This is a genomic window from Streptomyces sp. NBC_00057, from assembly GCF_045041165.1.
Taxonomy (GTDB): Bacteria; Actinomycetota; Actinomycetes; order Streptomycetales; family Streptomycetaceae; genus Streptomyces.
This window is the reverse complement of record NZ_CP108256.1, coordinates 7,176,497-7,198,890: the sequence shown is the minus strand read 5'-3', so window position 1 is coordinate 7,198,890 and position 22,394 is coordinate 7,176,497. Positions and strand designations below refer to the sequence as shown.

At 70.7% G+C, this 22,394-nt stretch carries 23 protein-coding genes and 4 pseudogenes; 16 read left to right on the top strand and 11 right to left on the bottom strand.

The window, feature by feature from the left end; translation table 11 throughout:
- The first annotated feature begins 198 nt into the window (after nt 1-198).
- From OG953_RS33895 to OG953_RS33870, 6 genes are all read left to right on the top strand, one after another.
- A complete protein-coding gene (locus OG953_RS33895) occupies nt 199-1,092 on the top strand; it encodes a DMT family transporter (protein ID WP_405689045.1) in 894 nt (297 codons plus the stop codon).
- Between the two features lie 71 nt (nt 1,093-1,163).
- A complete protein-coding gene (locus tag OG953_RS33890; protein ID WP_405689044.1) occupies nt 1,164-1,793 on the top strand; it encodes a TetR/AcrR family transcriptional regulator in 630 nt (209 codons plus the stop codon).
- A gap of 29 nt (nt 1,794-1,822) precedes the next feature.
- Entirely contained in the window at nt 1,823-2,596 is a 774-nt protein-coding gene (locus OG953_RS33885; RefSeq protein WP_405689043.1) for a glucose 1-dehydrogenase, read from the top strand.
- A gap of 33 nt (nt 2,597-2,629) precedes the next feature.
- Nucleotides 2,630-3,151, top strand: a complete 522-nt coding sequence (locus OG953_RS33880; RefSeq protein ID WP_405689041.1) for an NUDIX domain-containing protein — start codon at nt 2,630-2,632, stop codon at nt 3,149-3,151.
- Nucleotides 3,152-3,185: 34 nt separating this feature from the next.
- The gene (locus OG953_RS33875; protein ID WP_405689040.1) at nt 3,186-3,581 is read left to right on the top strand and encodes a YidH family protein; all 396 of its coding nucleotides are present in this window, start codon (nt 3,186-3,188) and stop codon (nt 3,579-3,581) included.
- Entirely contained in the window at nt 3,578-3,889 is a 312-nt protein-coding gene (locus OG953_RS33870) for a DUF202 domain-containing protein (protein WP_405689039.1), read from the top strand. Before OG953_RS33875 ends, OG953_RS33870 begins: the two co-directional genes overlap by 4 nt.
- A gap of 18 nt (nt 3,890-3,907) precedes the next feature.
- Here OG953_RS33870 and OG953_RS33865 read toward each other — a convergent pair.
- A pseudogene (locus OG953_RS33865) lies at nt 3,908-4,265 on the bottom strand (zinc-binding dehydrogenase); the annotation flags it as partial.
- Nucleotides 4,261-5,550 carry a glucarate dehydratase family protein gene (locus OG953_RS33860; RefSeq protein ID WP_405689038.1) on the bottom strand — a complete coding sequence of 430 codons (1,290 nt, stop codon included), beginning with the start codon at nt 5,548-5,550 and terminating at the stop codon, nt 4,261-4,263. The pseudogene OG953_RS33865 and the gene OG953_RS33860, both read right to left, overlap by 5 nt.
- A 152-nt stretch (nt 5,551-5,702) precedes the next feature.
- Here OG953_RS33860 and OG953_RS33855 point away from each other — a divergent pair, with 152 nt between their 5' ends.
- Nucleotides 5,703-6,725 (top strand): phosphotransferase family protein, encoded by a 1,023-nt coding sequence (locus tag OG953_RS33855; RefSeq protein WP_405689037.1) that lies wholly within the window; start codon nt 5,703-5,705, stop codon nt 6,723-6,725.
- A 6-nt stretch (nt 6,726-6,731) separates the two neighbouring features.
- Nucleotides 6,732-7,958: an acyl-CoA dehydrogenase family protein gene (locus tag OG953_RS33850; RefSeq protein WP_405689036.1), complete on the top strand. Its 1,227-nt coding sequence runs from the start codon at nt 6,732-6,734 to the stop codon at nt 7,956-7,958.
- Nucleotides 7,959-8,015: 57 nt separating this feature from the next.
- On the opposite strand, the gene OG953_RS33845 is transcribed toward OG953_RS33850, so the two are convergent.
- Together OG953_RS33845 and OG953_RS33840 are read right to left on the bottom strand one after the other, a co-directional pair.
- Entirely contained in the window at nt 8,016-11,864 is a 3,849-nt protein-coding gene (locus OG953_RS33845) for a HEAT repeat domain-containing protein (protein WP_405689035.1), read from the bottom strand.
- Nucleotides 11,865-11,916: 52 nt separating this feature from the next.
- Nucleotides 11,917-12,081 carry a hypothetical protein gene (locus OG953_RS33840; RefSeq protein ID WP_405689034.1) on the bottom strand — a complete coding sequence of 55 codons (165 nt, stop codon included), beginning with the start codon at nt 12,079-12,081 and terminating at the stop codon, nt 11,917-11,919.
- 72 nt (nt 12,082-12,153) lie between these two features.
- Here OG953_RS33840 and OG953_RS33835 point away from each other — a divergent pair.
- A pseudogene (locus tag OG953_RS33835) lies at nt 12,154-12,788 on the top strand (Tn3 family transposase); the annotation flags it as partial.
- A 10-nt stretch (nt 12,789-12,798) separates the two neighbouring features.
- Here OG953_RS33835 and OG953_RS33830 read toward each other — a convergent pair.
- Nucleotides 12,799-13,767 carry a LysR family transcriptional regulator gene (locus OG953_RS33830; RefSeq protein ID WP_405689033.1) on the bottom strand — a complete coding sequence of 323 codons (969 nt, stop codon included), beginning with the start codon at nt 13,765-13,767 and terminating at the stop codon, nt 12,799-12,801.
- A 138-nt stretch (nt 13,768-13,905) separates the two neighbouring features.
- Between OG953_RS33830 and OG953_RS33825 the strand changes: the two genes are divergently transcribed.
- The 4 genes from OG953_RS33825 to OG953_RS33810 all read left to right on the top strand — a co-directional run bounded on the left by OG953_RS33825 (nt 13,906) and on the right by OG953_RS33810 (nt 16,907).
- Nucleotides 13,906-15,156, top strand: coding sequence for an MFS transporter (locus OG953_RS33825; RefSeq protein ID WP_405689032.1), 1,251 nt, complete (start codon nt 13,906-13,908; stop codon nt 15,154-15,156).
- Between the two features lie 221 nt (nt 15,157-15,377).
- Nucleotides 15,378-15,977 carry a cysteine hydrolase family protein gene (locus OG953_RS33820; RefSeq protein WP_405689031.1) on the top strand — a complete coding sequence of 200 codons (600 nt, stop codon included), beginning with the start codon at nt 15,378-15,380 and terminating at the stop codon, nt 15,975-15,977.
- Nucleotides 15,978-16,204: 227 nt separating this feature from the next.
- Nucleotides 16,205-16,627: a hypothetical protein gene (locus OG953_RS33815; RefSeq protein ID WP_405689030.1), complete on the top strand. Its 423-nt coding sequence runs from the start codon at nt 16,205-16,207 to the stop codon at nt 16,625-16,627.
- Complete coding sequence (locus tag OG953_RS33810; RefSeq protein WP_405692214.1) at nt 16,515-16,907, top strand: LysR substrate-binding domain-containing protein; 393 nt, start codon at nt 16,515-16,517, stop codon at nt 16,905-16,907. The genes OG953_RS33815 and OG953_RS33810 overlap by 113 nt, the downstream gene beginning before the upstream one ends.
- On the opposite strand, the gene OG953_RS33805 is transcribed toward OG953_RS33810, so the two are convergent.
- From OG953_RS33805 to OG953_RS33790, 4 genes and pseudogenes are all read right to left on the bottom strand, one after another.
- A complete protein-coding gene (locus OG953_RS33805) occupies nt 16,846-17,439 on the bottom strand; it encodes a TetR/AcrR family transcriptional regulator (protein WP_405689029.1) in 594 nt (197 codons plus the stop codon). The two genes, OG953_RS33810 and OG953_RS33805, sit on opposite strands and share 62 nt — an antisense overlap.
- A gap of 54 nt (nt 17,440-17,493) precedes the next feature.
- On the bottom strand, nt 17,494-17,619 hold the full coding sequence (locus OG953_RS33800; RefSeq protein ID WP_405692213.1) for an AMP-binding enzyme: 126 nt from the start codon (nt 17,617-17,619) through the stop codon (nt 17,494-17,496).
- A 6-nt stretch (nt 17,620-17,625) separates the two neighbouring features.
- A pseudogene (locus OG953_RS33795) lies at nt 17,626-17,943 on the bottom strand (AMP-binding protein); the annotation flags it as partial.
- On the bottom strand, nt 17,940-18,704 hold the full coding sequence (locus tag OG953_RS33790) for an SDR family oxidoreductase (protein ID WP_405689028.1): 765 nt from the start codon (nt 18,702-18,704) through the stop codon (nt 17,940-17,942). The pseudogene OG953_RS33795 and the gene OG953_RS33790, both read right to left, overlap by 4 nt.
- A gap of 185 nt (nt 18,705-18,889) precedes the next feature.
- Between OG953_RS33790 and OG953_RS33785 the strand changes: the two genes are divergently transcribed.
- The gene (locus OG953_RS33785) at nt 18,890-20,155 is read left to right on the top strand and encodes an exo-beta-N-acetylmuramidase NamZ domain-containing protein (RefSeq protein ID WP_405689027.1); all 1,266 of its coding nucleotides are present in this window, start codon (nt 18,890-18,892) and stop codon (nt 20,153-20,155) included.
- Nucleotides 20,156-20,236: 81 nt separating this feature from the next.
- Here the strand turns inward: OG953_RS33785 and OG953_RS33780 are convergent.
- Nucleotides 20,237-20,446: pseudogene (locus tag OG953_RS33780) on the bottom strand (hypothetical protein); the annotation flags it as partial.
- Nucleotides 20,447-20,637: 191 nt separating this feature from the next.
- Here OG953_RS33780 and OG953_RS33775 point away from each other — a divergent pair.
- On the top strand, nt 20,638-21,249 hold the full coding sequence (locus tag OG953_RS33775; RefSeq protein ID WP_405689026.1) for a hypothetical protein: 612 nt from the start codon (nt 20,638-20,640) through the stop codon (nt 21,247-21,249).
- A 58-nt stretch (nt 21,250-21,307) separates the two neighbouring features.
- Here OG953_RS33775 and soxR read toward each other — a convergent pair whose 3' ends face one another.
- Nucleotides 21,308-21,781 (bottom strand): redox-sensitive transcriptional activator SoxR, encoded by a 474-nt coding sequence (soxR, locus tag OG953_RS33770; RefSeq protein ID WP_266362746.1) that lies wholly within the window; start codon nt 21,779-21,781, stop codon nt 21,308-21,310.
- A gap of 134 nt (nt 21,782-21,915) precedes the next feature.
- On the opposite strand from soxR, the gene OG953_RS33765 reads away from it, so the two are divergent.
- Nucleotides 21,916-22,377, top strand: a complete 462-nt coding sequence (locus OG953_RS33765) for a MaoC family dehydratase (protein WP_405689025.1) — start codon at nt 21,916-21,918, stop codon at nt 22,375-22,377.
- Nucleotides 22,378-22,394 lie beyond the last annotated feature (17 nt).

Here is a 22,394-nt window from a genome sequence, read left to right as displayed (position 1 = left end):
CATCCTTGTCGGGGCGATCCGGTCACGGCCACGGTGACGGTCCGGCTCGGACGCCGGAAGTTACTCGTGCGTCAGATCCTCTGCATCGGCCGCCGCGGCGTCAACCGCCCGGTCGGCGGCGCTCCGACCGCACCCGTAGGGCACAGGCGCTATCGTCGAAACAAATCACCCACTTCTGGCCTGACTTGAGGTAGAAGCGTGTCGGTGCTGGTCCTCGTGCTCGCCGTGAGTGCCGCCTGCTGTCTGGGGTTCGGTTTCGTCCTGCAGCAGGCCGCCGCTTCGCACGCCCCGAGGAGCGACTATCTCTCCTTCCGGCTGCTGCTGGACCTGATGCGGGTGCCGAGCTGGCTGGCCGGGATCGGGCTGATGGTCTGCGGCATGGCGCTGGGGGCCCTGGCCCTGGGCAAGGGCGAGGTGTCCGTCGTCGAACCCCTGCTGGCGACCAATCTGCTCTTCGCGATGGCCCTGTCGCGCCATCGCACCGGGCAGCGGCTCGGCCGGCAGGGCTGGGCCGGGCTCTGGCTGCTGGCGGGTGGAGTCGCCGCCTTTCTGCTGGCGGGCCGGCCGCAGGGCGGTGAGGCGGTGACCAGTCCGCTGCGGCACTGGATGGTCATCGGCGTAGTCGTGGGAATCGCCCTGCTGCTCACCACCATCGCCAAACGCTCGGTGTCCGGGGTCGCCCCGGCGCTGCTCGCGGTGGCGGCGGGGTTGCTGTACGGACTCCAGGACGCCCTCACCCGGGTCACCGGCCAGCGGCTGTCCACCGAGGGCTGGTCGGCGCTGGTGACGGCGTGGCAGCCGTACGCGGTGGCGGCGCTGGGGGTGACGGGTCTGCTTCTGGTGCAGAGCGCGTTCGAGACGGGCCCGCTGCGGGTCTCACTGCCTCCGCTGACCGCGTCCCAGCCGCTGGCCGGGATCGCCTGCGGGATCGGCTTCCTCGGCGATCAGCTGCGCACCGACACCGGCGCACTGGCCTGGCAGGCGGCTGGTCTCGCGGCGATCGTCGTCGGGATCGTGCTGCTGGGACTGCATCCGGCGATGCCGGAGGGGCCCGTGGGCGGGCGCCGGGAGAAGAGCCTCCAGCCGAACTGACCGGCGTCTGTCCGGTCACAGGGGGCCGTCCGCCCTGGCTATTAATAATGGCCAGCATTAGAGTGGCTGTCATGGCGAGAACGTCTGGGCAAGAGACCAGGGACAAGCTGATCCGCGCGGCCGAGGAGATCTTCGCCGCGCAGGGCACGGACGGCGCCCAGCTGCGGGACATCATCCGGCTGGCCGGGCAGAGCAACCCCTCCGCGGTCCAGTACCACTTCGGCTCCCGGGCCGGGCTGCTCGACGCGGTGATGGAAGGCCGCCAGACCCGTACCGAACAGGTGATCGCACCGCTGCTCGACGAGCTGGCCGGAGACTGTGGCGTACGGGAACTGCTCACCGCGCTGGTGACGGCCGAGGCGAGCTTGCTCGCCGACGACCGGGGCCGCCGCTGCCTGCGGATCTCGGCCCAGCTCAGCCATGAGACCGGACTGCGGACCGGCCGGTTGCACCCCGCCCTGGACGGCACCGCCTACGGGCGGCTGATCGGCCGCATCGGGGACTGCCTGGGCGCACTGCCCGGGCCCGTGCGCCTGGAGCGCCTGGACCTGGCGCTCACCCTGATCGGCGCGGCGCTGGCCGACCGCGCCCGCCAGCGTCTCGACGGCACCCGGCCGCTGACCGGCGAGGAGTTCTTCCTCGCCGATCTCGTCGAGACCACCACCGCGTTCCTGCACGCGCCCGTGCCGGGCGGCGCGTGAACCACCCGCACCATATGAAGGACTGTGTCATGACCGACAAGAACAAGCTCAGCGACAAGACCGTCATCATCACAGGCGGCGCCCGGGGCCTGGGCGCCGAGGCCGCCCGCCTCGCCGTTGCGGGCGGCGCCCATGTGGTGATCACCGATGTGCTCGACGACGAGGGCGCCGCCACCGCCGCCGCTCTCGGGGCGCAGGCCCGCTTCCTGCACCACGACGTGACCTCCGAGAAGGACTGGCAGCGCGTCGCCGAATTCGCCGTCGCCGAGTTCGGGCGGATCGACGGCCTGGTCAACAACGCAGGCGTATCGACCGGTCAGCCGCTGGAGACCGAGACGGTCGAGCACTTCCGCAAAGTCATCGACATCAACCTGACGGCCGTCTTCATCGGCATGAAGACGGTGATCCCGGTGATGAAGGAGAACGGCGGCGGTTCGATCGTCAACATCTCCTCGGCCGCCGGTCTGATGGGCCTCGCCATGACGTCCAGCTACGGCGCCTCCAAGTGGGGGGTCCGCGGTCTGACGAAGGTCGGCGCGGTGGAGCTCGGCACGGCGAAGATACGGGTGAACTCCGTGCACCCGGGCATGGTCTACACGCCGATGACCGCGTCCGTCGGCATTCAGCAGGGCGACGGCAACTACCCGAACACCCCGATGGGCCGGGTCGGCGAGGCCCCGGAGATCGCGGAGGCGGTCACCTTCCTGCTCTCGGACGCCGCCTCGTACATCACCGGCGCCGAACTGGCCGTGGACGGCGGCTGGACCACGGGCCCGACCGTCAAGTACGTCATGGGCGAGTGATCACTGTCAGTGGCCTGATGTTGGATGAGGGGCATGACTCCTTCTGACGAGATCCTGGACATCGTCGACGAGAACGACGTGGTCGTGGGGCAGGCCCCGCGCGGTGAGGCGACCGCGCGGGGCCTGCGCCATCGCTGCGTCTTCATCGAGGCCAGGGATGCCGAGGGCCGGCTCTTCGTGCACCGCAGGACCCCGGCCAAACTGGTCTTCCCGTCCCACTACGACATGTTCGTCGGCGGGGTGGTCGGGGCGGGCGAGTCGTACGACGAGGCGGCGCTGCGGGAGGCCGAGGAGGAGCTGGGGGTCTCCCGGCTCCCCCGACCCGAGCCGCTGTTCAAGTTCCTCTACGAGAGCGCGGAGCACTCCTGGTGGAGCCACGTCTACCAGGTTCGGTGCGAGCTGCCGGTGAACCCGCAGGTGGAGGAGGTCGCCTGGCACACGTTCCTCACCGATGCGGAGCTGGAGCAGCGGCTCGACGACTGGGAGTGGGTGCCGGACGGCCTGGAGACGTACCGCCGGCTGCGCGCCTTCCGGGCGGGCGGGACAGCCTCCTGAGCCGGGGCTCGATTGCCGGTCGTAAGGTTCACGCGTGATCGAATTCGTACAGAGTCTGCGGCTGTGGTTCGCGCCGCAGCGAATCCGCGAAGAGGGCGACACCCCCGACTACCGGTTCTCGCTCGCCAACGAGCGCACCTTCCTCGCCTGGATCCGGACGGCTCTCGCGCTGATCGGCGGTGGTTTCGCGGTCGACCAGTTCCTCCCGGAGCTGGCGTGGGGCATCCGCACGGGACTGGCGCTCGCGCTGCTCGCGGCCGGTGTGCTGTGTGCGCTGCGGGCGGTCAATCACTGGGTGCGGTGCGAGCGGGCGATGCGGCGCGGGGAGGACCTGCCGGTCTCCCGGTTCCCGACGCTGCTCGGTCTCGCGGTCGCCGTCGTCGCCGTGGCGATGGTGGTGGTGGTCCTCTTCGGCTGGGAGGGCCGGTGACGGCCGACGGGCGCGACCCCGGACTTCAGCCCGAGCGGACCAGGCTGGCATGGCGGCGTACGACCCTGTCCTGCACGGTGGTGGCGCTGCTGGCGGTCAAGCAGGCGCTGCACAGCGGGTTGAGCCCGGCCGGGATCGTCGCCGTGGCGCTGAGCGCGCTGGCCTGGCTGGGCTTCCTGCTCGTGGCGCACCGGCGGGTGCTCATGATGGGGACCGCGCGGCCGCAGCCGCTCTCGGCGCGCTGTGCGCTGACCGCGGGGGCGTGCACGGTCGCGCTCGCGGTGTTCGCCGCGGCCATGCTGTTCTGAGGTCCGGCACCGGGCGTGTCAGACGTCCGGGGCGTCCCAGGGGACGGTGACGACGATCTTTCCGCGGGTGTGTCCCTGCTCGTTCAGCCGGTAGGCGTCCGCCGCCCGTTCCAGCAGGAAGACCCGGCCCACATGGACGGTGACGATGCCCTGCTCGGCCAGTTCTGTCAGATGGGCGAGGTCCTTGACGTCCGGGCGCACGAAGGCGTAGCGGCCGCCGTACGAGAAGACCTCGCCGTCCGCGATGGAGGCCGGCCGGCCCTCGGGCTTCAGTACTTCGGCGGCGGCCCGGAGCGCCTCGCCTCCGACGGTGTCGAACGCGGCGTCGACCCCGTCCGGGGCCGGCGCCCGCAGCGCGGTCAGCGGGTCCGTCACCAGCGCGGGATCGAGGGGGTCTGCCATCCGGGCTCGGCCTTGCGCATCGCGGCCGCGTCGTCGCGCTCGCGCATCGTGCCGTCGTCGTCGAGCCAGCGCCGGTGCAGCACGGCCAGGCGTTCGCGGTCGAGCTCGACGCCGAGCCCGGGTGCGTCGGAGACGGTGAGCCGGCCGCCTCGGAAGACATGGCGGGTGGTGATGACGTCCTCGGTCTGCCAGGGGTAGTGGCTGTCGCAGGCGTAGTCGAGGTTGGGGACGGTGGCCGCGACGTGGGTCATCGCGGCGAGGCTGATGCCGAGGTGGGTGTTGGAGTGCATGGAGAGTCCGATGCCGAAGGTACGGCAGATCCCGGCCAGCTCACGGGTGCGGTGCAGGCCGCCCCAGTAGTGGTGGTCGGAGAGCACGACCTGGACGGCGCCGCGGGCGAAGGCCTCCGGGACCTCGGCGAGGGTCGTGACGCACATGTTGGTGGCGAGCGGTACGTCGGTGCCCGCGGCGACGGCGGCCATCAGGTCCGTGCCGCTCGCCGGGTCCTCCAGATATTCGAGTACGTCCTTCAGCTGCTCGGCGACGTACAGCGAGGTCTCGACGGACCAGGCGCCGTTGGGGTCGAGGCGCAGCGGCTGCCCGGGGAACTCCTCGGCCAGGGCACGGATCGCGGCGATCTCCTGGTCGGGTTCGAAGACGCCACCCTTGAGCTTGAAGGACGAGAAGCCGTGCTCGTGGGCGAAGCGCCGGGCCTGGGCGACGACTCCGGCCGGGTCGACGGCGGCGCCCCAGTCGTCCTGTTCACCGCCCTCGGGGTGGGTGGCCCAGCGGTAGAAGAGGTACGCGCTGTACTCGACGCTGTCGCGGACCTTGCCGCCGAGCAGAGCGTGCACGGGGAGGCCGAGGGACTTGCCGAGCGCGTCCAGGCAGGCGACCTCGAAACCGGAGACGACCGAGAGCCGGAGCTTGTCGGCGGTCTGGACGCCGCGCAGCCCACCGGCGTCGACACGCTCGTCGGCCGCGCGTGAATCACCGCACACCTCGTCGGCCAGTGCGAACAGGCCGTTCAGATCGCTGACCGGGCGTCCGACGAGGGCGGTGGCGAGCGGCTGGGCGAGTTCGAGGTACTTGCCGTCCCCGTAGGTCTCCCCGATGCCGGTCACACCGCCGCGTGTGACGACTTCCACGATGAGCCGCGGGGTGTACGGCTGGTGGACGCCCTGGGTGTTGAGCAGGGGCGGGTCGGCTATCAGGATCGGGGTCAGCCGGACTTCGTCGATCAGCAGCTCGGTATTCATACGTGAACCTTATTCAGGAATGCGACTGAACGCCAGACTCCGGCCCGAGTCGGAGCGGAGTCCACGCACCGGATTCCGGGAGTTCGCTGGACGGCATACCGACTGGTCGGCATCATGAACTCCGACCGTCTTTCACCCCGGAGGTGCGCACGATGAGCCCAGTCCACCCGCCAGGTCTCGACGTCGACCGGCTGCGCGGACATCTCGACCGCGAGCGGCCGGGTCTGGTGAACGGACCGCTCGAAGCCCGGCTCATCGAGGGCGGCCGCTCCAATCTGACGTACATCGTCACGGACGGCACCGGCCGCTGGGTCGTGCGCAGACCTCCGCTGGGTCATGTGCTGGCCACCGCACACGACATGAAGCGCGAGCACCGGGTGATCAGTGCCCTGCACCCCACGGCCGTTCCGGTGCCCGAGCCGGTGCTGCTCTGCGAGGACGACTCGGTGATCGGGTCGCCCTTCTACGTCATGGCGTACGTCGAGGGCACCCCGTACCGCACGGCCGAGCAGCTGGCCCCACTGGGCGCCGAACGCACCCGGGAGGCCGTCCTCGGTCTCGTCGACACCCTCGTCGAACTGCACGCCGTGGACCCCGAGTCCGTCGGGCTCGGCGACTTCGGGCGCCCCGAGGGCTTCCTCGACCGGCAGCTGCGCCGCTGGGGCAAGCAGCTGGACGCCTCCCGCAACCGCGAACTGCCCGGCATCGACGAACTGCACGCCGCGCTCGGCCGAGAGCTTCCCGTCTCCCCCGCGCCCACCGTCGTACACGGCGACTACCGCCTGGACAACGTCCTGATCGGCTCCGACGACCGGATCAAGGCCGTTCTCGACTGGGAGATGTCGACGCTCGGCGACCCGCTGACCGACCTCGGCCTGCTGGTGATGTACAGCTCCGACCTCGGTCCGACGAAGTCCCCGGTCTCCACCACCAGCGGCGCGGCCGGCCATCCCACCCCCGCCGAGCTGATCGAGCGCTACGCCGCACGCTCCGGCCGGAACACCTCCGCCATCTCCTGGTACACGGCGTTCGCGTGGTTCAAGCTCGCCGTGATCCTGGAGGGCATCCACTACCGCTACACCCTCGGCCAGACCGTCGGCGCCGGCTTCGACCGCATCGGCGATCTCGTCCCCGTCTTCATCGAGCACGGCCTCACGACCCTCCAGGAAGGCTGATCCCCCATGGACTTCGCATTCGACGCCCGTACGGAAGAGTTGCGCACCAAGCTGCTCACCTTCATGGACGAGCACGTGTACCCGGCCGAGACGATCGCGCACGAGCAGCGCGCACTGCTCGCCTCCCCGTGGGACACCCCGCAGATCGTCGAGGACCTCAAGGCCGAGGCGCGCAGGCAGGGCCTGTGGAACCTCTTCCTGCCCGACGCGGAGTACGGTGCCGGGCTGACCAACCTCCAGTACGCCCCGCTCGCCGAAATCACCGGCCGTTCCCCGCAGTTGGCGCCGACCGCGCTCAACTGCGCGGCGCCGGACACGGGCAACATGGAGGTGCTCTTCCAGTTCGCCACGGACAACCAGAAGAAGCAGTGGCTGGAGCCGCTGCTCGCAGGGGAGATCCGGTCGGCGTTCGCCATGACGGAGCCCGAGGTGGCCTCGTCGGACGCGACCAACATCGAGACACGCATCACGCGGGACGGTGACAACTACGTCATCAACGGCCGCAAGTGGTACATCTCCGGGGCGATGAATCCGGACTGCCAGATCTTCATCGTGATGGGCAGGACCGCGACTGCCGATGGCCCGGACAGCACCGACATCCGCCGCCAGCAGTCGATGATCCTCGTCCCGCGCGACACGCCCGGCCTCGAAGTGCGGCGCGCCATGCAGGTGTACGGCTACGAGGACCACTACCACGGCGGCCACGCGGAGGTCGTGTTCACCGATGTGCGGGTGCCCGCCGCGAACCTGATCGGCGAAGAGGGCGGCGGCTTCGCGATCGCCCAGGCCCGTCTCGGCCCGGGTCGCATCCACCACTGCATGCGGCTGATCGGCATGGCCGAGCGGGCCATCGAGCTGATGTGCAAGCGGGCGGTGTCCCGTACGGCCTTCGGCAAGCCGCTCGCCCAGCAGGGCGTCGTACAGAACTGGATCGCGGACGCGAGGGTCACGGTGGAGCAGCTGCGGCTGCTGGTACTGAAGACGGCATGGCTGATGGACACGGTCGGCAACCGGGGTGCGCACACGGAGATCCAGTCCATCAAGATCGCCACCCCGCGTGCGGTGGTCGACATCCTCGACCGGGCGGTGCAACTGCACGGCGCGGGCGGCGTCAGCCAGGACTTCCCGCTGGCGGAACTGTGGGCGGCGGCGCGGACGTTGCGGCTGGCGGACGGGCCGGACGAGGTGCATCAGCGGTCGTTGGCCCGGCGGGAGATCAAGCGGTACGTGTAGGCGGTGGCCCGGGCGGGGTCGGTGGGTGCGAGGGCCCGCCCGGTTGCCGTTTTGTCCTCAATCGCCGGACGGGTTCGGAATGTTGCCGGACGGGCTTGAATTTCTGAGCCGGTCGAGGACGTCCGTGTAGAGGGAGCGTTTGTCGGGACGGGCGTGGGCGGCGGCCTGGCGGAGGGCGGGGATCGCTGCCTCGCTCATCCCGACGAGCCCCTCGGCCGCCGTCCTGCGCACGACGGGATGCGGGTGCGCGAGCTCCGTCTCGTCGAGGGTGTGCAGTGCACGGGCCAGGTCCACGCCGATGGGTATGTCGACGTGCCCGCGGAGGTACGCGCGAAGAACCGGCAGCCGGGCCTCGGGCTCGGGCCACTTCGCCAGTGCCAGGGCGGCGGTCTCCCTGCGGCCTGCGTGAGTTGACCCCAGCATGTCGAGCAGGCGCTCCCTCAGGGCCGCAGAACGGGGCTGGTCGAGGTCGTCGATGTGTACGTGCCGGGGCAGCGGCGTCGCGGCCCGGGCGGTCTCGGCGATGGTCCAGGGCGGTGCGTCGAGGGGCTGAAGAAGCGTCATCCAGTCGAGCAGGGCGGCCCGGACTTCGGGGTCCGCGCGGTGGTGGACCTCGATCAGTGCGGTCAGCCGGTCCCGCGAGCCGACCCTGCCGTCGTCCTGTCGGCGGAACTCCTCCAGAGTGTCCGGTGCGCGCACCGCGTCGTCCAGCGCCGCCCGCCATGCCCGGGTCCCGGCGGGCACGGGTGCCGCGGTGCTCTCCGGGGCTGCGAACGCCTCCCTCAGCACGGCGGCCTGGGCCTGCCAGGGGTCGGCGCCGAGCCGGGCCGACGCGAGTGCCTGATCGAGGTCGGCGCGGACCAGCACCGCGCCGAGGCGGCGCAGCAGCGTCAGCGTGGACCGGCTCGGCGCCGTGGGTGCGGGACGCAGTGCCCGTACCGCAGCGGCGACGGCCGGTCTGCCGGTCGCCGTCAGCATCGGCGCGACCGCTTCGAGTACCGCGATCAGGTCGTGCCGGACCTCCTCCCGGGCGTCCACGAGCGCGTCGAGCAGGACCCGTGCGGACCGGGCGAATGCCGTCAGCTCCCCGGCCGCCCGGGGTGCGGGGCAGATGCGCAGCGCGAACCGCACCAGCCTGTCCCGGGCCGCGGGCCGGGAGCCGGCCAGCCGGAGCCAGTCCGTGAGCATCGGCCGCAGCTCGTTCAGCCGGTCGGGGTGGAGCGGCGCGTCCCTCTCGGCGACGCGCAGCGCGACCGAGGGATTCCAGCCCCCGGCCACCAGCGACCTGATGTCACGGTCCGCCGCGCTGTCCACCGATGACCGCTGTGCGACGGCCGATGCGGTGATGCCATGCCTGGCCAGCGGTATCGCCAGATCCTTCACGTCCCCGGAGGCAAGACCGACCCGGCCGTCCGCCACCAGGGAGAGCAGGGTGGCCGCCACCGGTGACGCCTGGTCGTCCAGCGCGAGGACCGAGCGGGCGCCGAGGACGCCGTCGAGGCCCGCCAGCAGCAGTTCGCGGGTACGGCCGTCCCGGCTGTGCTCGGCGGCGGCGAGAAGTGTCGCCGCGTAGGCGTCGCCGAGGACGGCGCGCAGGGCCGCGACGAGCGTGCCGCGCAGCCCGGGGTTGTCGTGGCGCCCGAGCCAGAAGAGCAGCTTGGGCAGCGCCGCCGGTGTGCCCGCGCGGACCAGCACCTCGGCGGCGGTCTTCTTGATGTTCATGTTCGGATGGTCGAGACATGCGGCGATCGCGGTGCACGCCCAGTGGGCCTGTGCGTGACCCAGTGCGAGCAGGGCCTGCCGGACGGTCTGGATGTCCTGGGCGGTGGTCAGCGAGATCAGGGTCGCCGACAGCGCCTGTGCGTCCTCGCCCGTGGCGTCGCGGGCGAGCAGGGCGATGACGTGTTTGCGTACGTGCCGGTCGCGGTGGCGCAGCAGCCGGTGCACCCGGGCGCGGGTGCCCGCCCAGGGGGCCCTGAGCAGCAGTTCGAGCAGGATCGCCCGCTCACGGTCGGACAGTCCGGGCCGGTCCAGCAGATCCAGTGCCATGGTCGCGACGAGCGCGTGGCCGGCCTCTTGCGTATCTGCCGTGTCGAGCAGGCAGACCGGCCGGATCGCGCCCCGCTCGTGGAGACGGCGGCCCAGGGCGTGCACGGCGTCCAGGACCTCTTGGGGCACCACGGGCTCACCGCCCGGCTGTCCGTGTTCCCACTCCTGCAACGCCGCCTGCTCGGCCACGATGCGCAGCAGCAGGTCCGCGATGGCCGGCAGTGTGCCGGCGTTGCCGTGGTCCGCAAGACGGCACAACGCCGCCACCGGCTCGTCCGGGTTCAGATGGGAACTCAGCAGGGCCAGTTCCCGCTCGTCCGGGCCACCCAGGTCCGCCGCGATGCGCGCCGGCAGGTCGACGGGATCCAGCCGTACGAGGAGGGCGCGCCGGTGGGCCGGATCGCGGGTCAGCTGCCACAGCAGTTCGAGGGCGCGGTCCCGTACGGCGTACAGGTGAGGCGCGATCGCGTCACCGGCCAGGCCCAGCCCTTCTCGCAGGGCCAGTACCGTCCGCTGCCCTCCGATGGCCTCCAGAGCGTCCAGGGCCGCGGCGGGTGCCGAGGGCAGCAGAGCGATCACGGCGTCTTCGGCATCCGCATGGCGCAGCTCCCGGATCGCGTCGAGGAACGGACCGGGGGCGGGGGCCGAAGGAAGTACGCGTGCGATCGCGTCCCCGATCGGAAGCTCGCCCGTTCCCTGCCTGGCCAGGGCCACCAGCAGGGCGAGCCGTCGCGGCCTGCTCGGATCATCGGCGGCCGCCTCCGTCAGTACCCCGAACGCCTCCTTCCGGCAGGTGAACAGGATCGTCGCGATCTCACGGGGCGGGATCGAGTGATCGGCCAGGGCCAGGCCGATCACGGCCGGAACTTCCGGACCGTCCACGAAGTGCCCGCGCCGGTGGAGACCGCGCAGACACGTCACCGTCGGCCCGCCGAACAGCAGCGGATCGCGTGCGGCGACGGCCGTGAGTTCAGCGATGTCGTCGCGGTCCGCCAGATCGCCGAGCAGTTCCATTCCCCGTCGGCGAAGGCCCGGCGGAAGATCCGGATCGTCGATGATCTGCCGCAGCAGGGCGTCGTGGCCATGGCGGGCGGTGGCCGCGAGGGCAGCATCGGCCACCGCGGGCCTGTCCCCCGCCGAACCGGCGGCGAGAAACGGAGAGAGGCGCCCCTGCGGCAGCGGCTCCATCGCCGCCCACGGCTCGGTGAGTTCGCCCAGCGCGCCGGCGACGACCCGGTCGCTGTCGGCGTCGAGCAGGCCGATCAGGTCTTCGCGGACCAGCGCGGGAGCCAGCAGTCCGGCGTGCAGCCCCTGCCGCGCGAGCCGCAGCGCCTCGGCCTGCAGCACGGGGTCGCCGCTGTCCGCCAGCACGTCCACAAGTTGAGCCGGCCGATGCGCCGCGGTGATGCCCGTCTCCCGTACGGCCTGGTAGAGGAGTTCGCCCGGGACCTCGTCACGGATCACCGCCGGCTCGTCGAGGAGTTCGGAGCGCAGCCACGCGATCCTCACCCGTACCGGCAGCCCGGCCGTGCGCCATGGCGGGCGGGGGCAACCCCAAAGACGGTGGCCGAGTCGCTCGTAGAGCCCCGCCAGGAGGAGATCCGCCTCCGGCGGCCCCATCAGCGATACGGGCAGCAGCCCGGCGAGTTCGGCCGTCTCCCCGTCGTCGGACGGGCGGCCCGCTGTCACTCGCTCGGTGAGCAGGACCAGCCCCAGATGACGCAGGGCGGGGTCATCGTGCCGGATCAGACGTCCGAGGACTGCCGGTGGGCAGTCCTGCCCGTCCAGGAGCCTCGACAGCCGTCCGGCGTCGGCCCGGCGTACGGCATCTTGGAACTGTTCGTCGGCCGGCTTCACCGTCGGATGCTAACCGGGGCACTCCCGGCTCCACCAGCGGATTTCGCCCCCGTCAGTAGCCGCCGAACGGCACATGGTCCGCCAGTGCCAGTTCGCGGGCGAAGGCCCTCACACGCAGCAGGCACCGGGCGACGAGGCGGACGGCCGGTGTGTGGCGCGGGCCGTATGCCGCGGCCCAGAGCGCGGGGACGTGTGCGGATGGCTGGATATGAGTCATATATCCAGCTTCGACCCGTACCGGCGGTCGGTCCAACAGATGGTTCAGCTGGCTGCGATGCGATCCGATTGCCTGGAGGAGGCTGGCACGGACGCGAAGATCAGTATCGAGGTGCCGCCTTACGGCCGGGCGAAGCTGAACGTGGAGAAGCTCCACGCGCTCGGCGAGCCGAAGTCGCTGGCGTGGCTGCGTGGCCGGGTCGAGAAGATGCTGCCGAAGATCGACCTGCCGGACCTGTTGTTCGAGGTGCACGCCTGGACCGGGTTCCTGGACGCCTTCGTGCACCTGGGCGACGGCCGGACCCGCACGGGTGCCGATCGTGCAGTACTGGGGCAAGGGCCTGCTCGCCTCGGTCGACGGCCTGCGTTTCGTCGTTCCCGGCGCCGAGTCGGCGGGCGGGTACGGGCCGCTGGAGGCGCTGGCCCGCAACAAGGGGAGGACCAGCTCGGCTCACTCGGCCTGGTCCTGAACGCCGTGGTGCTCTGGACGACCCGCTACATCGACGCCGCCGTCGCCCAGCTCCGCGCCGAGGGACACGAGATCCGCGACGAGGACATCGCCCGGCTGTCCCCGCTCAAGCACAAGAACCTCAACGTCCTGGCCGCTATGGCTTCACCGCCTCCATCCCGGTCGTCGGCGGCCTGCGTCCGTTGCGCGACCCGGACGCGGTCGAACTCGACGATAACAACGAGGGGACGGAGGACTGACTGTTGCGGTTCACAAGGTCGTTGCCGATGGTTGACGCGGTGCTGCCCACCGCTGCGTCCATGCGGGTGTCCAAGCCTCGCTGCCGGAGCGGTCGGGCTGTGTGGAGCCGAGGTAGTTGCGGAGTGTGGTGAGTGCGGGGTGTGGGTTGTCGCGGCGCCAGATCAGTGAGTGCGGGTAGACGGGCGTCGGGTCGGTCACCGGGATGCGGCGCAGGCCGTGGTCGGCGGGCCAGATGAGGCGGGTGTGCTCGCCCATGAAGGTGGCCAGGGCCGGGGTGTCGGCGATGGTGTCGAGGAGCGCGTCGGAGCCGAAGTTGGGGCCGGTCGCCTCGATGGTGAGGCCGAACTCGGCGACGAGGCCGTCGTAGTAGGCGGCCCACTCGGTACCGGGGGCGATGCCGGGCATCCAGATCCGGTGCCCGGCGAGCTGGGCGACGGTCACCGACCGGGCGCGCGCCAGTGCGTGGGCGGGGCCGGTGAGGAGCTGGAGTGGCTCGTCGAGCACCCGGACGGACTCGATGTCCTCGGGAAGGGGCCGACCGGGCGCGGCGACGGCGCGGAAGGACGCGTCGATCGCACCGGACCGGATGGCGGCGACAGCCGTCTCGATGTCGAACAGCCACACCACGTCGAGCTCGATCTCGGGGTGCGCGCGGTGGAAGCCGCGCATCAGGCCCGACGCCGCGCTGCGCGAGGCGAGCACGTCGACGCGCAGCGGACGGCTGCCGGTCCGTACGGACGCGACCGCGCGCTCGGCGACGCGCAGCAGCTCGCGCGCGTGGGGCAGGAGCGCCTGCCCGTCGATGGTGAGCTCGGCGCCGCGCGCGGTGCGGGTGAACAGCCGCACACCGAGGTTGCGCTCCAGCGCCGCGATGCGCTTGGAGACAGCCTGCTGGGTGACCGCCAGCTCGGCGGCGGCTTCCTGGAACTGCCCCGCGTCGGCGGCGGCGACGAAGGTCCGGGCGGTGTCGAGGTCCACGCCAATGCACCCTAGTGCACAACGTTCGGTTGTGACTCCCCGGCATATTGGTTGTTTGACCCGCTGTTGTGCCGCCAGCTTTGCTCTTACCGGTCAACGTCGGTTTGTTCGGGTGGGACATCAAGGGGTGCGCTGAGCGTGGTGGGCAGGAGACGGTTGGGCCGGCAGTTCGGGTGGCTGTGGGCGGCCTACGCGGTCAGCACGTTCGGCACGCGGCTCGCGTTCGACGCGTTCGCTCTGATCGCGATCCTTGTGCTGCACGCCGGGCCGACCGAGGTGTCGGTGCTGGCGGCAACAGGGCTGGCGGTGGGGGCCGCGGTGGCGGTGCCGCTCGGGCCGTGGGTGGAGTATCGCCGCAAGCGGCCGGTGATGGTCACGATGGACCTGACCCGGTTCGTGGCACTGATGAGTGTCCCCGCCGCGTACGCACTCGGCCTGCTCAGTTTCGTCCAACTCCTGGTTGTGTCCGTCGTCGTCGGTGCGGCCGACATCGCCTTCAACGCGGCCAGTGGCGCGTATCTGAAGGCGCTCGTGCGGCCGGAGGACCTGCTCGTCGCGAGCGGGCGATTCGAGTCCACGACCTGGACCGCCACCGTGCTCGGACCGCCGGTCGGCACAGCCTCGATCGGGTTGTTCGGCCCGGTGATGACCGTGGTCGCCGATGCGGTCAGCTATCTGCTCTCGGCCGCGGGGATTCGTGCGATCGGCGGCAGCGAGCCGCGCCCCGTGCGCACCGGTACGCAGGGGGCGCGGCTCCGGTTCGGCGACCTGCTCGAAGGGTGGCGGTACATCCTGACCCACCCGGCCCTGCGCCCCCTGTTCTTCAACACGGTTCTGGTCAGCGGCCTGATCATGGCGACCTCGCCGCTGCTCGCCGTCCTCATGCTCGGCGACCTCGGGTTCGCCCCCTGGCAGTACGGCCTCGCGTTCGGCCTGCCCTGCGTCGGGGGCATCATCGGCTCACGGCTGGCCCCCCGACTCGTCGCACGGTTCGGACGGCACAAGGTCATGCTCACCGCCGGGACGCTGCGCGCGTGCTGGTCGCTCGGGCTGGCCTTCATCCGGCCCGGCGTGGTCGGGCTCGTGCTCGTCATCGCAGTCGAGTTCGGACTGATCACCTGCATGGGCGTATTCAACCCGGTGTTCGCCACATACCGGCTCGACCAGACAGCGACGGACCGGATCGCCCGAACCCTGTCGGCCTGGTCGGTCTCCAGCAAGGCGACTGTCGCGGCCATGACCGGGCTGTGGGGCCTGCTGGCCGGCATCACCGGCCCCCGCACCGCAATCGCCGTCGCCGGTCTTCTCATGCTGATCACCCCCTTCCTACTTCCCCGGCATGACCACACGCCGCACCACGAGCGAGATCTGGCCCGGAGCCCGACGTGACACACCGCAACTCGCCACCTGCCCGAAAGCATGCTGCGGCTGGTCCGCCGATGCGCGTCCCGCCCAATCACTGGCTGCCCACGAGTAACTCGGTGGCGCGCCAGCTGCACTGCCGGACGTTCTGGTCACAGCCGCAGCCGCAATGCCCCTGCTCGACCTCCGTCTGAAGCCACTGGCCGGCATGGGCGTCGACCAGCATCACCAGCAAGGAGAACACTCGCGTGAGCACTGCCCCCGCGCTCGACCCCGCGCGCACCGCCCTTCTCGTCATGGACTACCAGCCCGCGGCCCTGGCCCTTCTGCCCGAACGCTGGGACTGCGAAGCCCTGCTGGCCCGCATGGAAGGTGCCATCGCCGACATCCGCGCCAGTGGCGGCACCATCGCCTACGTCCGCGTCGGCTTCACCGAGGCCGACTGGGACGCGATCCCGGCCGCCAACAAGTCGTTTGCCCCGCTGGCCCAGCACCGCCTCATGCACCACGAGGACCCTGCCACCGCCATCCACGAGCGCCTGACGCCCCAGCACGGCGACATCATCGTGCGCAAGATCCGCTACGGCGGCATGTCCACCACCGACCTCGACGAGCAGCTACGCGAGCGCGAGATCACCACTCTGGTCGTCTCCGGCTTCAGTACCAGCGGCGTCGTCCTGTCTACCGTCATCGACGCGGCCGACCGCGACTACCAGCTCTACGTCCTGTCCGACGGCGTCGCCGACCCTGACACCGAAGTCCACAACATCCTGCTGCATCGCGTCTTCCCCCCACGGGCCCACATCATCGACACCGCCGAGTTGCGCACCCTGCTCCGGGCTGACTGACTCGAACCGCCGAGCCAATCCCACCCACGGCCGCCGCACCCGCACTGTGCTGGCGGCCGCCCGCACCCCCGGGCACCCGGCCCAGCAGCACCCCAGAACTCTCATAAATGGTCATCTGTGAGAGTTCCGCGAGAGGCCCGGAGGCGCTCACGTTTCCCAAGGCGCCGTTCGCAAAAGTCCTCTCGAAACCCGCATGTTGTGCGAGGCACTTCTGAGAGGCTGCCGTCATGGATTTGACGCCCGATCAGGCAGCATTTGCGGTAGAACATCACGACTGCCCGAAGCTCACCATCAAGGTCGGGAAGAACGCGGGCAAGTCCCCATCGGTCGCCTCGCTCTACCGGGCCCTGGCCGAAGCTGAGGCCGCCACGGTGGACGACGGCCTGCCGCTCAGGCCCAAGCCCGTACGCATCCGCCGCCCCGAGGACCCGCTCACCCACGAAGAGATCGACCTCCGCGAACGCCTCCAGGCCCAGCCCCGCCCGAACGCGGAGCAACGCGCCGGGCCATCGGCTGGCGACGGCCGGGCGCACCCCGATCAAGGATCTCGCCGACGAGCCGTTCGTGGACTTCCGCGCGGGCACCGGTCTGGAGACCGCGGTGCGGAGGCCGGCCGCGCACTGCGGTCCGGAGCGCTGGATCACCTGTGACGTCACTCGGATCCGGCTGCTCGTCGATCTCGTGCGGGCCGGGATCGGCGTGGCGATCGTGCCGCGGCGGATCGGTGAGGCAGCGGGGCTGCCGTGTGTGAGCATCCGCCGGCCGGAGCCCGGCCGGACGGTGGTCCTTGCAGGGCGGGCGCCTCGCCCCGGCAACCCGGCGGCTCAGGCGCTCCTGGACCGGCTGACCGGCGGCGCTCCCCAGGTGGCTAGGGACGCAGGGCACGCAGCAGCAGGTCGGCCAGGTGGTCGGCGACCTCCTGCTGGCTGAGCGGGCCGTCGGGCCGGTACCAGGTGGACAGATGGTGGACCGAGCCGAAGTGGTAGTCGACGATCAGGTCCGCCGGGGTGGCCGTGGAGAACACTCCGCTCTGCTGCCCCTCTTCCACCAGGGCCCGGAAGCGCTCGTGGTAGCGGCGCCGCTCCACCCGTACTTGCTTGTTCTTCTCCGGGCTGAGGTGGTGCATGGACCGGAAGAAGATCGAGGCGTCGTCGAGGTTCTCGATGGTCGTGACGACCACGTCCGCGGCGGCGTCGCGCAGCCTTTGTTCGACCGGGGCGTCGGCGTCCGCGAAGGCGTCGAGGCGCTCCTGCTGAAGCCGGAGCACCCGGGCGTAGACCTCCTGGAGGAGGTCCTCCTTGGAGCCGAAGTAGTGGTAGAGCGCACCCTTGGTGACGCCTGCCGCCTCGACGATCTCCTGGACCGAGGTGCGGTCGTACCCCTGCTCGGCGAAGAGCCGGGTGGCGGCGGCCAGCAGCCGCTGAGGGACGGGGGCCGTGTCCTCGTCCGTCGCCTTGGCCATTGCCGCCACCTTCCTTCCGTACCGTGCGTGAACCCGTGCTGTGCGTGAAACGGTCTACCGGGGGGAACGCAGTTCCCGCCTGAGGATCTTCCCACTCGCCGTCTTCGGGAGTTCGGCCAGGATCTCGACCTCGCGCGGGTACGTGTACGCGGCAAGCCGTTCCTTGCAGTACGCACCCAGTTCCTCGGGGTCGACCGTGGCACCGGCCTTCCGGGCGCCGAGGGGTGCGAGCACGAACTGCGGGGTGTTCTGCAGCATGATCGCGACACGGTCGCCGCGCTCCAGGCCCTCGGCGGCGAGGTGGCCGGCCACGGAGTCGGAGAGCGCGTCGGTCTCGCGGTAGCTCAGACGTCCGTCGAAGTAGGCGAGCGCCGGATGCCCGGGGCTGCGGGCGACGGAGGAGCGGAAGGCGTGGACCAGGGTCTCGGCCGGGCCGACGGGGGCCCGCTGGGCCTCGCTGAGCAGGGAGATCCAGGGCTTTGCCGCATAGATGGACTCGGTCATGCGCCGGTCTCCTCCCACTTCTGCTGGAGGTGGTTCATATTGCCGAGCCAGTGGTCGGTGTCCTTGGTGCGGGCTCGGTAGAAACCGGCGACCTCTGGGTGCGGCAGGACGAGGAAGCGATCCTCGGCCATGGCGTCGAAGAGCGCGTCGGCGACCGCCTCGGGCTCGATGGCGCTGGGGGCGAGGACGAGCTCGCCGGCCGATCCGGCGGCGGTGAGCATGTCCGTACGCACGCCCTGCGGGCAGATCGCGTGGACCTTGATGCCGCAGTGGCGGTAGGTCAGCGAGAGCCATTCGGCGAAGGCGACGGCACCGTGCTTGGTGACGCTGTACGGTGCGGCGCCGATCATCGTCAGCAGTCCGGCGGCGGAGGCGGTCGAGACGAAGCGGCCGCTGCCGCGCTCCAGCCAGTCCGGCAGCAGCGCCCTCGCCGCGCGGACATGGGCCATCACATTGACGTCCCAGGCGGCGGCCCAGACCTCCTCGTCGGCGAAGACGTCGCCGGGCGAGGCGAGGCCCGCGTTGGCGCAGTAGATGTCGACGGTGCCGTCCAGCGCGTCGCGGGCGGCGTCCACGATCTGCGAGGCGTCACCGGTCACGGCGGTGCCGCCGATCTCCTCGGCCAGCGGCTTGATCCGGGCTTCGTCGAGGTCGTTGACCACGACCCGCGCGCCTTCCGCGGCGAATCGGCGGGCCAGAGCGGCTCCGATGCCTCCTCCGGCCCCTGTGACCACTACGCCCGCGCCCTGCACCGTACTCATCCGGTCCCGCCTCTCTCAGCCGACTGCCTCAGCAGACTAACCAGTCGGTATGTCGTAGTGGAAGGGGTTGACACCGCTCGGGCGGCACTCCTGTCACAACCGACTCGTCCGGCTCATTCCGTATGACCCGAACGCGCGCTAGCGTGCGTGACCATGACAGACGTCGCGATCATGGAGGTAGCTGAATGAGCCTGTCCAGACGTGGTTTGCTGGCCGCCGGCGGTGCGGTGGGAGCCTTCGCGGCGACGGCGGCCGGTACCGGGGTCGCGACCGCCGCTTTTACGCCCGGCAAGGGGCACGGCCGGGTCCGCACCGGCTTTGACCGGCTGGCCGCGGACGGCTACGCGCTGCTGAAGGGACAGAAGGTCGGGGTCGTCACCAACCCGACCGGGATCACCTCCGATGTGCGCCACATCGTCGATGTGATGCACCCGGACGAGCGGGTGAACCTGGTCGCGGTCTTCGGACCCGAGCACGGCTTCCGCGGCACCGCTCAGGCGGGCGGCTCCGAGGGGCGGTACGACGACCCGGCGACCGGACTCCCCGTCTACGACACGTACTTGAAGAGCGGGCAGCCGCTCGCCGATGTCTTCACCGCGTCCGGCGTGGACACGATCGTCTTCGACATCCAGGACGCGGGCGCCCGCTTCTACACATACATCTGGACGCTGTACGACTGCATGGAGGCGGCGGCTCTCGCGGGCAAGCGGTTCGTCGTCCTGGACCGGCCGAACCCGGTGACCGGGCGGGCGGCGCTCGGGCCGGTGCTCGACCCGGCGTTCTCCACGTTCGTGGGCCGCCGGGAGATCTCGCAGGCGCACGGCATGACGGTCACCGAGCTGGCGCTGCTCTTCAACGCGGAGTTCCTGGCCCAGCGGCCGGTGGACCTGCACATCGTGAAGATGTCGGGGTGGAAGCGCTCGGACTTCTTCGATGCGACCGGGTTGCCTTGGGTTCCGCCGAGCCCCAATATGCCGACGCCGGACACGGCGCTGGTCTACTCGGGGACCTGCCTGTTCGAGGGCACGAACCTCTCCGAAGGACGCGGCACCACCCGGCCGTTCGAACTGCTCGGCGCGGAAGGCATCGACCACCGGTGGGCAGCGGCCGCGAACGCGCTCGATCTGCCCGGAGTCGCTTTCCGCGAGGCGTACTTCGCGCCGACGTTCTCCAAGTTCCAGGGCAAGACGGTCGGCGGGGTGCAGCTGCATGTCCAGGACCGCGAGGTCTTCGATCCGGTACGCACGGGGATCGCGCTGCTGGTGACGGCGAAGCGGACGTGGGGCGGATTCGCGTGGCGCTCCGACAACTGGATCGACAAGCTCACCGGCAACACGCGGGTCCGCACGATGATCGATGCGGGGGCGGACACCGATGAGGTGGTAGGGGCGTGGGCGGAGGGTCTCGCCGCGTTCCGGGCCGCGCGGAAGAGGTATCTCCAGTACCGGTGAGACGGGCCGGGCGGGTCCGAGGGTTCGGGCCCGCCCGGCGCACCGGTTCCGTCCCCAAACGCCGGACGGGCCGGAAATGCCCTACCGGTGGGCGGGGAACTCCACCACCTGCTGGTACGTCGGGCGGTTCTGCCAGTGGATGGACTTCTGGGCGATCCCACCGAGCGGCCGGTGGGCGATCGAGTCCGTGCACCACTGCTCGCCGGCCTTGCAGCTGTCGTCACCCGGGTAGACCTCCGTGGCCGGCTCCGCCGCAGCCGCCTTCAGGGACCCCAGCAGCGCGTCACGGCAACCGGCGGTATGACCCGCCGATAAGGTGAACACCAGTCACCTTTTCCGAATCACCACATGCCGCCGGATGAGGCCCCATGACGATGAGTCATCTCGCATGGTGGACGTCACCCTATTTCGATGGATCCGAATCGGGCAGCCGTACGTCCATTCCTTGACGCCGAAGCACGAGCGACGGAGGTGGCAGTGCAGTGGCCGGATTCCGGAGTCTTGCAAGACAGGTCCGCGATCCGCGGGGCGACCTGGCGCTGCGGCGGTATTCGCTGCGCAAGTGCCTGGAGAGGTTCGCTCCTTACGGGCATCGGGCGACCTGGGATCATCTGTGCGCCCGGCATGGGATCGAGCCCGAGGACCGGTCCCCCGATCCGGTGCGGCTGATGCGCGCACTGGACGAACTGGAGGCGGCGAGGGCCGTCTGGCTCGGATACGAGGCAGGGTTCGCCGAGCGCCGCAGGCGGGAGAAGCGCGACGGGCTGCGCAGGCCCGGCGCGTTCGACGACTGGCACCGGCGCACCTGGGGCGGCCACGGCGTCGCCCGCTGCGAGGACCCGACGGTTCACCCCTCGGCGCCGCTCGCCGAGGTTCTCGGCCGGCTGATCGCCGCACTGGAGGCGGAACCGGGCGCGTCCTGCCCGGTGTGCGCGAGCGCCGAGATCGTCTGGCGGCCGGATCTGGAGTGCGAGCCGTGGTCGGGGGCGGTCTGCACGGGGTGCGGGATCGTGGTGCCGCAGCCGGTGCTCACACCGGGGGCGCTGGCGAAGGCTCGGAACACACGGCGCCGGGATCTGGCGTCGGCGGCGTGACGGACAGCGAGAGCACCCGGCGCGCCCGCCAGGCACCTGAGCGGCCGGGCCCCCGCTGCTACGGACAGTCGGCCGACCGGCGCTCCGGCATCAGGCGCGAGCCACTGATCCGCTGACCGGAGATGTCGTCCGGATTGGAGAGCACACAGTTCTCCAGCGACAGACAGCCGCAGCCGATGCAGTCGGTGAGATGGTCCCGCAGCCGGCCCAACTGCTCGATGCGCTCGTCCAGTTCGGAGCGCCACGCCGCGGAGAGCCGCGCCCAGTCGTCACGGTTCGGGGTGCGCTCCTCGGGGAGTTCGGCGAGGGCGTCCCGGATGGTGGCGAGCGGGATTCCGACCCGCTGCGCCGCACGGACGAACGCGACCCTGCGCAGCGCATCCCTGGTGTAGCGACGCTGGTTGCCGCTGGTGCGGCGGCTGCTGATCAGGCCCTTGGCCTCGTAGAAGTGCAGGGCCGAAACAGCGGCGCCGCTGCGTGCGGAGAGCTGGCCGACCGTGAGTTCATGGAGTGTCTGTGGGATCTGGGGCACCCCTCCAACCCTACTTGTCCGCCCCCGGCCGGTCCGTCGTTGACAGGAACGCACCCGCCAACCATGCTGAGCAAGCGCTTAGACAGGAGCGCGACGCCGGATGGCCGAGAGCTGGAAGGGCAGGGACCAGGGACATGGCAGAGCCGAGGATCTTCACGTCCGCGCAGGAGCTGCGCGACGGGGTGGGCGAGCAGCTGGGTCACAGCGAGTGGCTGGAGATCGAGCAGAAGAGGATCGACCTCTTCGCCGAGGCCACCGGTGACCACCAGTGGATCCATGTGGACCCGGAGCGGGCCGCGACCGGGCCGTTCGGCACGACGATCGCGCACGGCTACCTCACGCTCTCGCTGCTGCCGGCCCTCGTACCCCAGATCATGCGGGTCGAGGGCATGAAGATGGGCATCAACTACGGGACGAACAAGGTCCGCTTCCCGTCCACCGTGCCCGTGGGCTCACGACTGCGCGCCACGGGCGTCCTGAAGAACGTCGAGGAAGCCGGGGGCGGCGTGCAGGTCACCGCCCTCGTCACGATCGAGCGCGAGGGCGGCGACAAGCCTGTATGCGTGGCCGAGTCGGTGTCGCGCTACTACTTCTGACAGTGCGGCTGCTCCTG